This window comes from Streptomyces sp. NPDC007991, from assembly GCF_042958445.1.
In the GTDB taxonomy this organism is placed as follows: Bacteria; Actinomycetota; Actinomycetes; order Streptomycetales; family Streptomycetaceae; genus Streptomyces.
This window is the reverse complement of record NZ_JBIBJD010000001.1, coordinates 730,795-744,531: the sequence shown is the minus strand read 5'-3', so window position 1 is coordinate 744,531 and position 13,737 is coordinate 730,795. Positions and strand designations below refer to the sequence as shown.

13 protein-coding genes and 1 pseudogene are annotated in these 13,737 nt (G+C 74.3%); 8 read left to right on the top strand and 6 right to left on the bottom strand.

The annotated features are described in order from the left end of the window. The first annotated feature begins 3 nt into the window (after positions 1 to 3). Positions 4 to 1,122 (top strand): cobalt-precorrin-5B (C(1))-methyltransferase, encoded by a 1,119-nt coding sequence (locus ACFZDA_RS03175; protein ID WP_391073994.1) that lies wholly within the window; start codon positions 4 to 6, stop codon positions 1,120 to 1,122. A 64-nt stretch (positions 1,123 to 1,186) separates the two neighbouring features. Here the strand turns inward: ACFZDA_RS03175 and ACFZDA_RS03170 are convergent. The 3 genes and pseudogenes from ACFZDA_RS03170 to ACFZDA_RS03160 form a co-directional block, all read right to left on the bottom strand. Beyond that, positions 1,187 to 1,294 (bottom strand): annotated as a pseudogene (locus ACFZDA_RS03170) (precorrin-4 C(11)-methyltransferase); the annotation flags it as partial. An 8-nt stretch (positions 1,295 to 1,302) separates the two neighbouring features. After that, the gene (gene cbiE, locus ACFZDA_RS03165) at positions 1,303 to 2,565 is read right to left on the bottom strand and encodes a precorrin-6y C5,15-methyltransferase (decarboxylating) subunit CbiE (protein WP_391073991.1); all 1,263 of its coding nucleotides are present in this window, start codon (positions 2,563 to 2,565) and stop codon (positions 1,303 to 1,305) included. 119 nt (positions 2,566 to 2,684) lie between these two features. Then, positions 2,685 to 3,089 carry a (2Fe-2S) ferredoxin domain-containing protein gene (locus ACFZDA_RS03160; protein ID WP_391073988.1) on the bottom strand — a complete coding sequence of 135 codons (405 nt, stop codon included), beginning with the start codon at positions 3,087 to 3,089 and terminating at the stop codon, positions 2,685 to 2,687. A 145-nt stretch (positions 3,090 to 3,234) separates the two neighbouring features. Between ACFZDA_RS03160 and ACFZDA_RS03155 the strand changes: the two genes are divergently transcribed. Beyond that, entirely contained in the window at positions 3,235 to 4,002 is a 768-nt protein-coding gene (locus ACFZDA_RS03155; protein WP_391073985.1) for a hypothetical protein, read from the top strand. Here ACFZDA_RS03155 and ACFZDA_RS03150 read toward each other — a convergent pair. Beyond that, positions 3,993 to 5,159: a Rieske 2Fe-2S domain-containing protein gene (locus tag ACFZDA_RS03150; RefSeq protein ID WP_391073982.1), complete on the bottom strand. Its 1,167-nt coding sequence runs from the start codon at positions 5,157 to 5,159 to the stop codon at positions 3,993 to 3,995. The genes ACFZDA_RS03155 and ACFZDA_RS03150 overlap by 10 nt on opposite strands. A gap of 102 nt (positions 5,160 to 5,261) precedes the next feature. Continuing rightward, on the bottom strand, positions 5,262 to 6,830 hold the full coding sequence (locus ACFZDA_RS03145) for an IucA/IucC family protein (RefSeq protein WP_391073978.1): 1,569 nt from the start codon (positions 6,828 to 6,830) through the stop codon (positions 5,262 to 5,264). A gap of 110 nt (positions 6,831 to 6,940) precedes the next feature. Here ACFZDA_RS03145 and ACFZDA_RS03140 point away from each other — a divergent pair, with 110 nt between their 5' ends. The 3 genes from ACFZDA_RS03140 to ACFZDA_RS03130 are packed head-to-tail and all read left to right on the top strand — an operon-like array spanning position 6,941 to position 10,547. Continuing rightward, positions 6,941 to 8,437: an IucA/IucC family protein gene (locus ACFZDA_RS03140; protein ID WP_391073976.1), complete on the top strand. Its 1,497-nt coding sequence runs from the start codon at positions 6,941 to 6,943 to the stop codon at positions 8,435 to 8,437. A gap of 44 nt (positions 8,438 to 8,481) precedes the next feature. Beyond that, positions 8,482 to 9,756, top strand: coding sequence for a VWA domain-containing protein (locus ACFZDA_RS03135; protein ID WP_391073974.1), 1,275 nt, complete (start codon positions 8,482 to 8,484; stop codon positions 9,754 to 9,756). After that, positions 9,756 to 10,547: a hypothetical protein gene (locus ACFZDA_RS03130; protein ID WP_391073972.1), complete on the top strand. Its 792-nt coding sequence runs from the start codon at positions 9,756 to 9,758 to the stop codon at positions 10,545 to 10,547. Before ACFZDA_RS03135 ends, ACFZDA_RS03130 begins: the two co-directional genes overlap by 1 nt. Positions 10,548 to 10,607: 60 nt before the next feature. On the opposite strand, the gene ACFZDA_RS03125 is transcribed toward ACFZDA_RS03130, so the two are convergent. Then, positions 10,608 to 11,234, bottom strand: a complete 627-nt coding sequence (locus ACFZDA_RS03125; protein WP_391073970.1) for a winged helix-turn-helix transcriptional regulator — start codon at positions 11,232 to 11,234, stop codon at positions 10,608 to 10,610. An 85-nt stretch (positions 11,235 to 11,319) separates the two neighbouring features. Between ACFZDA_RS03125 and ACFZDA_RS03120 the strand changes: the two genes are divergently transcribed. From ACFZDA_RS03120 to ACFZDA_RS03110, 3 genes are all read left to right on the top strand, one after another. Beyond that, positions 11,320 to 12,528, top strand: coding sequence for an aminotransferase class I/II-fold pyridoxal phosphate-dependent enzyme (locus ACFZDA_RS03120; protein ID WP_391073967.1), 1,209 nt, complete (start codon positions 11,320 to 11,322; stop codon positions 12,526 to 12,528). 85 nt (positions 12,529 to 12,613) lie between these two features. Next, positions 12,614 to 13,243: a hypothetical protein gene (locus ACFZDA_RS03115; RefSeq protein WP_391073964.1), complete on the top strand. Its 630-nt coding sequence runs from the start codon at positions 12,614 to 12,616 to the stop codon at positions 13,241 to 13,243. A 65-nt stretch (positions 13,244 to 13,308) separates the two neighbouring features. Then, positions 13,309 to 13,731, top strand: a complete 423-nt coding sequence (locus ACFZDA_RS03110; protein ID WP_391073961.1) for a thioesterase family protein — start codon at positions 13,309 to 13,311, stop codon at positions 13,729 to 13,731. Positions 13,732 to 13,737: the final 6 nt, after the last annotated feature.

Here is a 13,737-nt window from a genome sequence, read left to right as displayed (position 1 = left end):
TTCATGAGCAGTGAAGTGAAGGGCGGCCGCAGGGCCCAGCTGGAGCGCACCGGCCTGCGACCCGGCTGGACCACCGGCGCCTGTGCGACGGCGGCCACGACGGCGGCGTACACCGCCCTGCTGACCGGCGAGTTTCCCGACCCCGTGACCATCACCCTGCCGAAGGGGCAGACGCCGTCGTTCGCTCTGGCCGTCGAGGAGCTGGGCGACGGGCACGCGACGGCGGGGGTCGTGAAGGACGCCGGTGACGACCCGGACGTCACGCACGGCGCGCTGGTCCGGGCCACGGTACGACCGCTGCCCGCCGGGTCCGGGGTGGTGTTCAAGGCAGGCCCGGGCGTCGGCACCATCACCCGCCCGGGCCTGCCACTGCCCGTCGGCGAACCGGCCGTCAACCCGGTCCCCCGCCGGATGATGCGCGAGCACGTCGCCGACGTCGCCGCCCGGCACGGCGCCCCGGGCGACGTCGAGATCACCGTCTCCGTCGACCACGGCGAGGAGATCGCCCGCTCGACCTGGAACCCCCGGCTCGGCATCCTGGGCGGCCTGTCCATCCTGGGCACGACCGGCATCGTCGTCCCGTACTCCTGCTCGGCGTGGATCGACTCCATCCGGCGGGGCGTGGACGTCGCCCGGGCGGCGGGGCGTACGCATGTCGCCGGCTGCACCGGGTCGACGTCGGAGAAGACCGTCGTGGCCGAGTACGGGCTGCCCGAGGACGCCCTGCTCGACATGGGCGACTTCGCGGGCGCCGTGCTGAAGTACATCCGCCGCCACCCCGTCGGCCGCCTGACGATCTGCGGCGGCTTCGCCAAGCTGTCCAAGCTCGCCGCCGGCCAACTCGACCTGCACTCGGGCCGTTCCCAGGTCGACCAGGGCTTCCTCGCCCAACTGGCCCGGCGCGGCGGCGCGGACGAGGCGCTGGCCGCCGAGGTGGCGGACGCCAACACCGGGCTGGCCGCGCTCCGGTCGTGCCTGGCCGCCGGGGTGCCGCTCGGCGACCTGGTCGCCACGACCGCCCGCGACGAGGCCCTCGCCGTGCTGCGCGGGGCGCCGGTCGTGGTCGACGTGATCTGCGTCGACCGGGCGGGGACGGTGGTGGGGCGCAGCGCGCCGGCCTGACCGCAGGAGCCGCTCACCGCCGTCAGCACACGTGGCGTTCCCGTTCCGGCGGGTACAGGTGGCTGTCCCGGAACTGTTCCAGGGCGGTGGCCCGGTTGGCGACCCGGGTGAGGATCACGGTCTGTCCGACGGTCGGCTCGGTCAGTTCCCGCTTCAGGGCGGCCGCCGCCGCGTACACGGTCATCTGTCTGCTCCTGAAGGCGTGTCGGGCGTTTTCCCTACGGCCCACTGGGTCACGGGCATCGCCTGCCGCCACCCGGTGAAGCCGCCCACCGGCACGGCGTGTGCCACCGCGAGCCGCACCAGTTCGCCGCCGTGGCGCCGGTGGGCGTCGGCGAGCAGCGCCTCGGACTCCAGCGTCACGGTGTTGGCGACCAGCCGCCCGCCGCCGGGCAGCGCCTCCCAGCAGGCGTCGAGGAGGCCGGGCACGGTGAGCCCGCCGCCGACGAACACGGCGTCGGGAGGCGGGAGTTCGGCGAGGACGGCGGGTGCGTCGCCGGTGACGACCCGCAGTCCGGGCACGCCGAGCCGGTCGGCGTTGCGGGTGATCCGCTCGGCGCGCGCCGGGTCCCGCTCCACGGTGACGGCGCGGCACGAGGGGTGGGTGCGCATCCACTCGACGGCGATCGAGCCGGAGCCGCCGCCGATGTCCCACAGGAGTTCGCCGGGTGCGGGGGCGAGCACGCCGAGTGTGGCGGCGCGGATGTGCCGCTTGGTGAGCTGCCCGTCGTGCTCGTACGCCTCGTCCGGGAGCCCGGGCACGGCGCCGAGGCGCAGGGCGTCGGGGGCGCGGCGGCACTCCACGGCCACGAGGTTGAGGGGGTCGCCGGGCGGCTGCGCGGCGGGCCAGTCGTCGGCGGTGGACTCGGCGGTCACGCGTTCCCGGTCGCCGCCGAGCTGTTCGAGGACGCGCATCCGGCTGGGCCCGAAGCCCCGGCCCCGCAGCAGCGCGGCGACCTCGCCGGGGGTGGTGGCGTCCGCGCTGAGGACGAGGAGCCGCCGGCCGTCGTGCAGGGCGGCGGCGAGGCGGGCGGTGGGCCGGCCGACGAGGGTGACGACCTCCGCGTCCTCCAGCGGCCAGCCGAGCCGGGCGGCGGCGTAGGAGACGGAGGAGGGGTGCGGCAGGACGCGCAGCGCGCCGGTCTCCTCGGCGAGGGCGCGGCCGATGCCGTAGAACATGGGGTCGCCGCTGGCCAGTACGGCGATCCGGCGGCCGGCGTGTGCGGCGAGGAGGCCGGGGACGGCGGGGCGCAGCGGCGAGGGCCAGGCGACGCGCTGACCGGCGCACTCCGGGGGCAGCAGATCCAGCTGGCGGGGCCCGCCGACGAGGACCTCGGCCTCGCGCAGTGCGGCGCGGGAGGCGTCGGGCAGTCCCGCCCAGCCGTCGGCCCCGAGCCCGACGACGGTCACGGCGGCGGTCTGTGCGGGGGGTGCGGGGGTCACTGCGGTACCTCGGTGCTCGGGGGACGACAGAGGGGACGACAGAGGCGCACTCTACTGGGCGCTGACCAGCGCGCCTGTGCTCGGGGGCACAGGCCCTCAAGGGCGCTCCGGCTCCCGGGTCAGGAGGGGTCCGGGCGCCGTCGCGCGCGGGGGCTGAAGACGTACAGGTCGAGGATGTCGGGCCGCGGGGCCACGCCCGGGCCGCCCTCGCGGACCCAGGAGACGATGTCCTCGGTCGCGGCCGGGTCGTTGACCAGCCCGAGCCACACCGGGCGGCCCCCGGCGGCCCGGCCCTCGGCGGACGGCTGGACGACGATGACGTTTGCCTGGTCGCAGACGTCGAGGCACGCGGAGACCCGCACCGGCCCCGCCGCGCGCAGCCGCTCGGTCTGGGCCCCGTGATCGACGCCGGTCACCTTGCCACTGCCACAACAGCAGTCCCGGCACACGACGATGCGGCAGGGAGCCGGACCGGTTGCGGTTGCGGTTGCGGTTGCGGTTGCGTCCAGGGGATCGTCGCTCACACCGGCTTCCTCGTCGTTCCGCCTTCACCTTGCGGCTGATCATCATTCCATGGGGCTGTCGGACCGGATCGCGGGTGTGTGTTCGGATACCGTGCGGACGGGGTCCCGCGAGGGGTCGGGATCCTTCGAGGGGTGGGGAGACGGCATGGGGGCGGGCAGACGGCAGGCGCCGGGGAGCGTGGTGTGGCTGCTGATGGGGGTCGTGACGCTCGTCGTGGGAGTGGCCATGGCGCTGGAGGTCCGCGGGGCACTGGACCGGGAGCGGGAGTTCCGTGCGGCGCCGCCCTGCGCCTCCGTCCCGGTGAAGGCGTCGGGGTGCCGGTGGGAGCAGGAGTTCACCGTCCGTCAGGCCGCCACGAACCGTGGGAAGCGCAACGCCTCGCCGGAGGCGGAGCTGCTGCTGCCCTCGGGCACGTCCTGGGAGGTCACGTTCCCGCACGCTGATCCGGTGGTGTCGGAGCTGGAGCCGGGCGAGAAGGTCGTCGGCCTGATCTGGCGCGGGCAGGTCGTCGAGGTGCGGGACGCCGATGGGCGGCGGCAGCAGACGTCCGACGGGCCCGTGGGCCGGCCCGCTGACCGGCTCGGCGGCGCGCTCATCTGTTTCTCGTTCGGCCTGCCCGCCCTCGTCGGCGGGGTGTGGCCGCTGTTCGCGCGGGGCGACCGGCGGCGTGCGAAGGCGGCGGTCGTGGTGCGGTGGCACGGCGTCTGCCTGGCCGTCGTGGCCCTGTTCACCTTGTGGGCGCAGGCGGCGGGCGGCTGGCCGCTGTGGGCGATCCCGGCGATCTGGGGGCCGTTCGCGCTGGTCGGCCTGGCCTCCATGACGGCCTTCGTCATCGCCGCCCTGCGCGGCGACATGGACGAAGACCCCGTCCCGGAGCCGGCCCCGGCGGCACCGGCGTCAGGTCACTCCTGACCCCGGACGCCGTCGGCGAGCCGCGCCCCGTCGCACGGTGACGCGCTGCCGCAGGCGGCGGCCCCGGCCCGGAGGGGGACGCCGTTTCTGCGCAGCACCTCGCGGACGTCGAGGATCAGCGGGAAGACCTCGTGGTTGCGGTCCTCGCCCTGCTCGTCCCAGGCCCGCTGCTCGGCTTCCACGGCCATGCGGTCCTCGGCGAACACCCGCTCGGTGAAGCGCCTGATGAACGGCCAGGCCACCTGGAGGAGGCCGGGGATACCGGGCTTCTCGATCATGAGCAGGCCGAAGGCGTGACAGGTGCGCTGCTCGGCGTCCTCGGGGACGTAGGCGGCCCAGAGGCGGAAGGCCGGGCGTTCGGCGTTCTCCGGGACCAGGTCGAGCGTCTGGTAGGGGTAGTCGGTGCGGATCGTCATGACGTCGGCGGTGCCGCCCCCGATGCCCTCGGCGGCCAGCAGTCCGGCGCTGCGGTTGCGCTTTCCCCCGGTGTGGGTGAACAGGTACCGGGCCTCCACGGACCGCTCGTCGGCCTCGTATCCCAGCAGTTCGGGGTGGAGCCTGCCGACGACGCCCCGGTGCAGGAACTGGTGGTTCATGTCGAGGAGGTTCTCGTGCATGAACGAGTAGTGGCAGCGCACGGTCCGGGAGTACGTCATGGTCCGGTACCGGGGCGAGCCGAAGGCGGGCAGGTGCGGCAGCGGGGTGGCCGCGGCTCGGCCCGGGTCGCCCGGGAAGACGAAGACCAGGCCGTACGCCTCGCGCACGGGGTAGGCGCGCACGCCGCGCGGCGGCCGGCGGTCGCCCTTGGCCAGGTACGGGATCTGTGAGATGCGGCCGTCGCCGCGATAGGCCCAGGCGTGGTAGCGGCAGCGTAGCGTCTCGCCCTCCACGACGCCCATGCTCAACGGCACCTGCCGGTGGGCGCACCGGTCCTCCAGCGCGTGCGCGGTGCCGCTCTCTCCCCGGAACAGGGCGATGCGCTCACCCGCGAACGTGGCCGCCAGCACCTTGCCGGGGCGCACCCGGCGGGACAGGGCGACCGGATACCAGTGGTCCGGGTGCGCGCCCACCCTGCGCAGATCGGCCTTGGCGGGATCCGGCTCGGTGTGCTCCGAGGGCTCGGCGGCGAGGGCGGTGGCCCTGTCGGTCTCGGTCATACCTCTCCTCGCAGGGGGACACGGCACGGACAGCCACCCTCACCCTGACCGCGGCCCCGCGCCGGTGCCCTGCCGGAGGGTCCGGACGGGTGAACGGCCCTCTCAGGCGCCGCGCAGCGGGTTGGGCAGCGGCAGGTAACGCGCGTCCGCGCCGTCCGCGCCGGTCCAGCGCAGGAGCAGGTTCGTCTTGCCGGGGAGGGTGGGTGAGGCGAGCAGGGCGGGGATCTCGGGGACGGCGTGGCGGGCGAGTTCACGGCGGGCCGCGGGCCAGGGGTCGAAGCCGGGGTGGCGTGCCGCGAGGGCGCCGGCGATCTCGCTGAGGTGGTTGACGACCAGGCAGTACACGAGCCGCTCCCACCCGGCCGCGCGCGAGACGTCCGGCAGCAGTTTCACGCCCTCGGCGTCCCGGTACAGCGCCTGCACGGGCATGCCACCGGCGTCCACGGCGACCAGCGTGTTCTGCAGGTGCGCCTCGATGACGACACCGTGCCGGGCGAAGGCCGTCAGGGCCGGGGGCACCACGCGCGCCAGGTACGCCGCCCACCACGCCCCCGGGTCGGCGGCCCCGTCGAGCGGGCTGCCGTCGAAGCCCTCGACGAGTCCGGCGGCGAGCAGCGGGGTCGCGCCGGGCAGCAGACGGCCGCCGAAGCCGTCCCGGACGAGGACGGCCAGGGCCTCGAAGGCGAAGTCGGCGGTGCGGTACCCGCGGTCGCTCAGCCAGGCCGGGGGGCCTTCGACGGTGTCGAGGGCGGCGCGCACGGCCGCGTCGGTGCGGCGCAGGGCGAGCAGGTCGTGACGCCACAGCCGGCGGATGTCGTTGGTGATGCGCACGTCCAGGCTGAACTTCAGGAAGAGGTCGTGCCCGGGCGCGTAGAGCGTGCGGATCGCGGCGGTGGGCCAGGTGTCGAAGGCGGTCGTGCCGAGCCGGAGAAGTCTGCCGTCCGCGAAGGCGTCGGCGAGCTCGGCGCCGGCCAGGTCGAGCTGCCAGGGGTGGGCGGGCAGCAGCCGGTAGCCGGGCGGGGCCGTGCCGAGGGCGTCGAGGGCCGAGGTGTCGCCCTCCTCGACGACGGTGTCCTCGCGCAGCCCGAGCAGGGCCAGCGGGAAGCGGGCGTACGCCTCGGGGGCGTAGGGCAGCCAGCCGGCGGCGGGGCCGCCACCGCGCGCCTTGGGGGCCGGGTGGTGGGTGTGGCCGGTCAGGAGGCACTGCTCGGAGCGCCGATAGGGGTCCTCGGGCGGGGTCGCCCGGGTGCGGGCGGCCAGCAGTGCGGCGACGGCGTCCCGGCTGTCGATCATCTCGGCGGGCAGTTCGTGGTTGGACAGGCCGGTGTACCGGCGCAGTTCCTCGGCGACGAGTTTGACCAGCTCGGTGTGGCCGATGCGGTGCCAGCCGCCGGCGGTGCGGATCTCGGGCTCGGCGGGCCGCCGGGTGCCGCGCACACGCAGCAGGCGGTCCCCGCCGGGCAGGCGGTGGACCCGGTGCTCGCCGGTCTCGCTCACCGGCCGCGCCACCTCCCGCAGCAGGCAGTTCAGCAGCGGCACGGCGGCGTACGCGTCGGCCCGTCCGGCGAGGCCGCCGGTGACCGGGTCCTCCTGGACGGAGGCACCATGGACGGCGTCACCATGGGCGCAGTCGTCGCCGTCGGGCGGGGGCATGAGGTCCACGCGTTCCACTCGTTCCCTGCGGTCCTTGAAGGATTTCCGGACTTCCGGGCGGAGATGATCAGTATGCGTGCCGTCGTCATCCCGCCGTGACGCCCTATTCGTACCCGAGGAGCCCGCCCGTGCACCGTTCCCCCACCGCCGAGGCCGAGGTCGCCGAGGAACTGGCCGTCGTGCGGCCCGGTCTCCTGCCGGGGTACGCGGCCGGACTGCCCTGTGCCCGGGCGGCCGTGCTGTCCCGTCTGTGGCGCGGTCTCGCCCATGATCCGCTGCCCTGGGTCGCCCGCCGCGCGCAGGGCCGGGACGGGCTGACCCTGCACCTGTCGGACGGCCGCCGGCTGCACGGCCCGCGGCCGGATCCGTACGCGACCGGCGCGTACGTCACCGTCGTACGGCTCGACGCGGCGGAGTACGACGATCCGGCCCGGCTGGTGACGGACCTCGCCGTACCGCACTCCGCGTCCTTCGCCGCCGAACTCGGGCACAGCGTCGCCTCGTTGGCGCTGTCGAGAGCGGGGCAGGAGGGGCGCGGCACGGACGGGTGGCCGGAGCGCGACTGGGAGTGGGAGCAGCGGATCGTCGACGGGCATCCGTTCCACCCCACGTGCCGGTCGCGGCCCGGTTTCTCGGTGGCGGAGCAGCTCGCCTACGGGCCCGAGCACCGGCCGCTGGTGGGGCTGGGGCTGGTGCCGGTGCGGGCGCGGGAGTGCCTGGTGACGGGGGCGTGGCCGCGGGAGCTGCGGGACGGGGAGCGGGTGGTGCTGCCGGTGCACCCCTGGCAGGCGGCGCATGTGCTGAAGCGGACGTGCGAGGAGCGGCGCGCCGGGCATCCCCTGATGGCGCTGCGGACGCTGGCGCTGCCCGGCGGGCCGCACGTCAAGACCTCGCTCAGCGCCCGGCTGACGTCCTCGGTGCGGGACATCTCGCTGGCCTCGGTCGCCGCGTCCGCGGTGCTGTCGGACTTCGCCGAGGCGCCGGCGTCGCACACCGACGGCCTGCTGCACATGACCCGCACCCTGGGCGCGGCGGCGGCCGGCTCCCCCGACTTCGCGGCTGTGCTGCGCGAGCCCCCGCAGACATACGCGGCGCCCGGCGAACGAGTCCTGCCGGTGGCGGCACTCGCCACCACCGGGCTGCCCCGCTCCCCCGCCTGGCTGGCCGGTTTCGCGCGCCTCGCCCTCACCGCCTGTCTGCGGCTGCTGGAGCTGGGCGTGGCCCTGGAGGCGCACGGCCAGAACCTCCTGGTGATCCTTTCGCCGGCGGGCGATCCGCTGCGGCTGGTCTACCGCGACCTGGCCGACATCCGTGTCAGCCCGGCCCGTCTCGCCCGGCACGGCATCACGGTGCCCGACCTGCCCGCCCGGATGGTCACGGACGACGAACGCGCGCTGCGGCGCAAGCTGTTCGGCTCGCTGGTGGCGGGCGCGCTGGCCGGCACGGCGGGGTCGGGGGCGGCGCTCGCGCAGGCGCTGGAGACGGCCGTACGGGATCTGCCCCGCACCCCGGACCTCGCGGCGCTGCGCGCGGAGCCGCTGCCGGCGAAGGCGCTGACCCTGATGCGGCTCTCGCCGCAGGCGCCCGGCGACCAGTGGGCCGACCTGCCCAATCCCCTTGCCTGAGCCTCGTTTTGGAGCACGGCACCCGGGATCAATAGGATCCGCCGATGATCACAAGAAAACGGCTGGCGGCGGGCGTCTGTGCCCTGCTCGCCGCGTTGACGGCCGGGCTCGCCCTCCCGGCCGGAGCGGCCGCCGGTGAACCCACCGGCCAGGACTCCCCCAAGGTCGACCTCGTCCTGGATGTCAGCGGCTCGATGCGGGCCCGGGACATCGACGGACAGTCGCGGATGGCCGCCGCGAAGCAGGCGTTCAACGAGGTGCTCGACGCGACGCCCGAGGAGGTCGAACTCGGCATCCGCACCCTCGGCGCGAACTACCCGGGCGACGACCGGAAGACGGGCTGCAAGGACACCGCGCAGCTGTATCCGGTCGGCCCGCTGGACCGCACCGAGGCCAAGACGGCCGTCGCCACACTCAGCCCGACCGGCTGGACGCCGATCGGCCCGGCCCTGCTGAAGGCGGCCGGCGACCTGGACGGCGGCGACGGCTCCAAGCGCATCGTGCTGATCAGCGACGGTGAGGACACCTGCGCCCCGCTCGACCCGTGCGAGGTGGCGCGCGAGATCGCCGCCAAGGGCATCGGCCTGACCATCGACACGCTGGGCCTGGTGCCGACCGCCAAGCTGAGCAGGCAGCTCAGCTGTATCGCCGAGGCCACCGGCGGCACCTACACCTCGGTGGAGCACCAGGACGAACTCACCGACCGGGTCAACCAGTTGGTGGACCGGGCGGCCGATCCGGTGGTGACGCCGGTGCCGGTGGAGGGCGCCGAGGAGTGCGCGAAGGCACCGGCGCTGAAGTCCGGGCTGTACACGGACCGGGAGGAGTTCGGGCAGCAGCGCTGGTACCGGGTGGACGTGCTGCCGGGCCAGGAGCTGCGGGCCTCGGTGAGCGTGGCGGCCGACCGGGCAGTGAACCCCAACCACGGGGTGCTCCTGCGGGCGGTCACGACGCACGGCCGGGAGATCGTGCGCGGCGAGGCGGCGGGCGACGGCCGTACGGACGTGATCTCGACGGGGCTCAGATACCCCGAACCCGAGCGTGACGACTCCGACGGGGACAAGCCGGCCGCGGAAAGCGTGTGCCTGGCGGTCAGCCACTCCTTCTCGGCGGCCTCCGGAGTGAAGACCACGCCCGGGCTGCCGCTGGAGCTGACGGTCGACGTCGTGGACGGCCCGGGCCCGGCGGGCGACGTGGCCTCCTTCGGCCTCGGCCGCGGCTGGTGGCTGCTCGGCGCGCTGATTCTCACCGGCTTCCTCGCCGGTCTCGTCTGGGGCTGGCTGTCGCGCTGGCGGGTCGCGGTCTGGAGGACCAACTGATGCGAACTGTACGTACGCTGAGCGCCGCGCTGCTGACCCTCGGGCTGGCGGCCGCGCCGGCCGCGGCCGACCCGTGGCCGAGCGCGTCACGGGACGGAGCGAGCGCGCCCCAGCGGGCGGGCACCTCGTTCCGTACGGCGACGGAGATCGAGCAGGGGCAGCAAGCCACGGCGAACGGCTCCACGGGCGACTACCTGTACTGGTCGTTCCCCGCCGACACCGGACAGCGCCCCACGGTCAGGGCGACGGTGAAGCTGCCGGACACCCATGCCGCGCAGACCTGGCAGATCGACGTGTACGACGGCCTGCGCCGCCGCCAGGCCTGCCAGTACGGGGCGCAGACCCGCACCGCGGCGGCTGACACGCCCTCCGTGGAGCTGGCCTGTGTGCTGCGCACGGTCCGCGCGTGGTCGGAGCCATGGGCGAACGACCCGCTGCCCGGCACCTACTACATCCGGCTGACGGCGACCGGCGTCCCCACCTCCGACCTGGGCCTCCCGGTCGACACCGAGGTCCGCGCCGACTCCAAGGACATCGGCGGCGCGGCGGCGGTGGACGGCTCGCTGGCCGAGCCGCTGGTGCCGGGTATCGCGACGGCGTCCGAGGACCAGCGGGAGAACGCGGCGGTGCTGGCGGGCCTGCAGCCCGAGGACGGCTGGGCGTCCGGCTGGTGGTCGGACCGGTGGGTGTGGACGGGGGTGGGTGGCGTGCTGGCCGCGCTGGCGGGGGTCGCCGGGTACGCGCTGACACGCGGTCCGGGACGGCCGTCACGGGTGCCGCCCGGGGCCTGAGACAGGATCAGGCCAGAGCCTGCCACACCCTCAGAAGGCCCGCTTCGTGCGGGCCTTCTGTCATCCCTCGCGCAGTGCCTTGGCGAGCGTGCCCTCGCCGCTCACCTCGACCCGGCCCTCCCGTACCGCCCGGGTCAAGCTCAGCTCCCCCCGGCTGAGCGCCGTACACGTGCCGGTGTCCAGTACCAGCCGGGCGTCCGGCTCCCCGGGGGCGGGTCCGTCGCCGTACACGGGCCCCTCCTCGGCACCGGCGCGCAGATGGAACCGCCCCTCCTCCAGGCGGACTTCGACCAGACCCTCCCCGTCCAGCAGGCGCAGCAGGGGCAGGGCGAACCAGTGCGCCCGCACCGCGTCCGTCGGCCGCCGCTCCCCGAGCTCCGCCCGGCCCCACTCCCCCAGCGCCTGGAGCACGGGCAGCAACTCCCGCCCCCGGGAGGTGAGTTCGTACACATACGCGGCGCCGGGCGGAGGCAGCCGGCGGCGGGTCGCGAGGCCGTCGCGCTCCATGTCCCTCAGCCGCGAGGCGAGTACGTCCGTGCTGACGCCGGGCAGGTCCGCGTGCAGGTCGGTGTAGCGGCGGGGACCGGCGAGGAGCTCCCGGACGATCAGGAGGGTCCAGCGGTCGCCGACGACGTCCAGGGCGCGGGCGGCGGAACAGTACTGGTCGTAGCTGCGGCGAGGTGGCATGCGACGCAGTCTAGACAAGTTGTTGGACTTTCCAAGCAGCTACTTGGTAAAACCAAGCAACACAGTTGGCGAGGGGAAGCAGCACATGGAGTTCCGGCAGTCGAGCAAGCTGAGCGAGGTCTGTTACGAGATCCGCGGCCCGGTGATAGAGCACGCCAACGCACTGGAGGAGGCCGGCCACAGCGTGCTCCGCCTGAACACCGGCAACCCGGCCCTCTTCGGATTCGAGGCGCCGGACGAGATCCTCCAGGACATGATCAGGATGCTGCCGCAGGCGCACGGCTACACCGACTCGCGCGGCGTCCTCTCCGCCCGCCGCGCGGTCGCCCAGCGCTACCAGACGCTGGGCCTGGAGGTCGGTGTCGACGACGTCTTCCTCGGCAACGGCGTCTCCGAACTGGTCTCGATGGCCGTGCAGGCGCTGCTGGAGGACGGCGACGAGATCCTCATCCCCGCCCCGGACTTCCCCCTCTGGACGGCCGTGACGACCCTCGCGGGCGGCAAGGCGGTCCACTACCTCTGCGACGAGCAGGCCGACTGGTACCCCGACCTGGACGACATGGCGTCGAAGATCACGGACCGCACGAAGGCCGTGGTCATCATCAACCCCAACAACCCCACCGGCGCGGTCTACCCGAAGGAGATCGTCGAGGGCATCCTGGACCTCGCCCGGCGGCACGGCCTGATGGTGTTCGCCGACGAGATCTACGACCAGATCCTCTACGACGACGCCGTGCACCACTCGGCCGCCGCGCTCGCCCCCGACCTGGTGGTGCTCACCTTCTGCGGCCTGTCGAAGACGTACCGCGTGGCGGGCTTCCGCTCCGGCTGGCTGGTGGTGACGGGCCCGAGGCAGCACGCCAAGGACTACCTGGAGGGCCTCACCATGCTGGCCTCCATGCGGCTGTGCGCCAACGCGCCCGCCCAGTACGCCATCCAGGCCGCCCTCGGCGGCCGTCAGTCCATCCACGACCTCACCGTGCCGGGCGGCCGGCTGCGCGAACAGCGCGACGTCGCGTGGGAGAAGCTCAACGAGATTCCCGGCGTGACGTGCGTGAAGCCGAAGGGGGCGCTGTACGCGTTCCCGCGTCTCGACCCCAAGGTGCACAAGATCCACGACGACGAGAAGTTCGTCCTGGACCTGCTGCTGCGGGAGAAGATCCAGGTGGTCCAGGGCACCGGCTTCAACTGGCCCGCCCCCGACCACTTCCGCATTTTGACCCTCCCGTACGCCGACGACCTGGAAGCGGCGATCGGGCGGATCGGGCGGTTCCTCGGCGGGTACCGCCAGTAGGCGCGATTGTCAGTGGCGGGTCGTAGCCTTCCAGCAGGTGGGGCGAGTGCCCCGGGGCCTGTCCCGTGCCGGAGAGGAGCGCGCCGTGAGCCGACCGCCGACCGCCGCGCAGCGGCGGGTCATCGACGCCGCCGACCCGGTGACCGGCCGGCTGCGGGGTACGGAGGCACAGCTCGCCGCGCTGGTGAAGCGGGGGCTCGCCTTCCGGCATCCGCGGCCGCCGCACGATCACTTCCTGACGCCGGAGGGGCACCGGGTACGGCAGGGCGTCACCCAGGTGCCCGGGCCCGCTGCCGAGGCCCCCGCCACCGCAGGTGTGTTCGCCGCGCGCGTCGGCGGCGCGGAGGCGGCGCCAAAGAGCGGGCCCGCGCGGCGCCGTGAGGTGCACAGCGCCTGGCAGGGGCTGCTGGAGCTGCGCCGGATGACCAATCCGGACGGTGCGGCGGACCGGCCGTGCGGCTGGGAGCGTACGCATCTCGTGCAGGCCGCCGCACTCGCGCTGGAAGCGGCCGGACACCCCCCGGCCGGGCGGGATGGCGGGGGCTACCGGGTGCGGGAGACACCGCAGCCGGAGGCCGTCGCCGTGTACGAGCCGGACGGCGAGGCCCTGGGGACCTGCGCGGCCACCCTGGAACAGGCAGGCTGGCAGGTGAGCGAGCATCGCGAGCCGCGCACCGGGACGCGCTATCTCCTGGCCTCGCCCCGCCGGGCGTGATGGGCATGCCAAGATCGGTGGGTCGTTGCGTACGCCACGCGTGCCCGGTGTGAGAGGGGAAGCCCATGAGCGAGCCGTTTTCCGTCCCGGTGACCGTCCGCGGTTACGAGACCGACGTGCAGGGTCATCTCAACCAGAGCGTGTATCTGAACTACGCGGAGCACTCCCGCTGGTCGTTACTGCGGGCCGCGGGGATCAGCCAGTCCGCCCTCGTCGGCAGCGGCGTGGGCCCGGTCGCCCTGGAGACGACCCTCCGCTACCAGCGCGAGCTCGTAGCGGGCGACGAGGTCGAGGTGACCTGCGCCTTCGCCTGGGGCGAGGGCAAGACCTTCCGCATCGAGCAGACGGTCCGCAAGACGGACGGCACGGTGGCGGCCGAGATCACGGCGGTCCTCGGCCTGCTGGACCTGAAGACCCGCAAGCTGGTCCCGGACCCCCGGGACCAGTTCAGGAGGCTGGCGTCGGACCCGGGCCTGTTCGGACTCTAGGGGGAG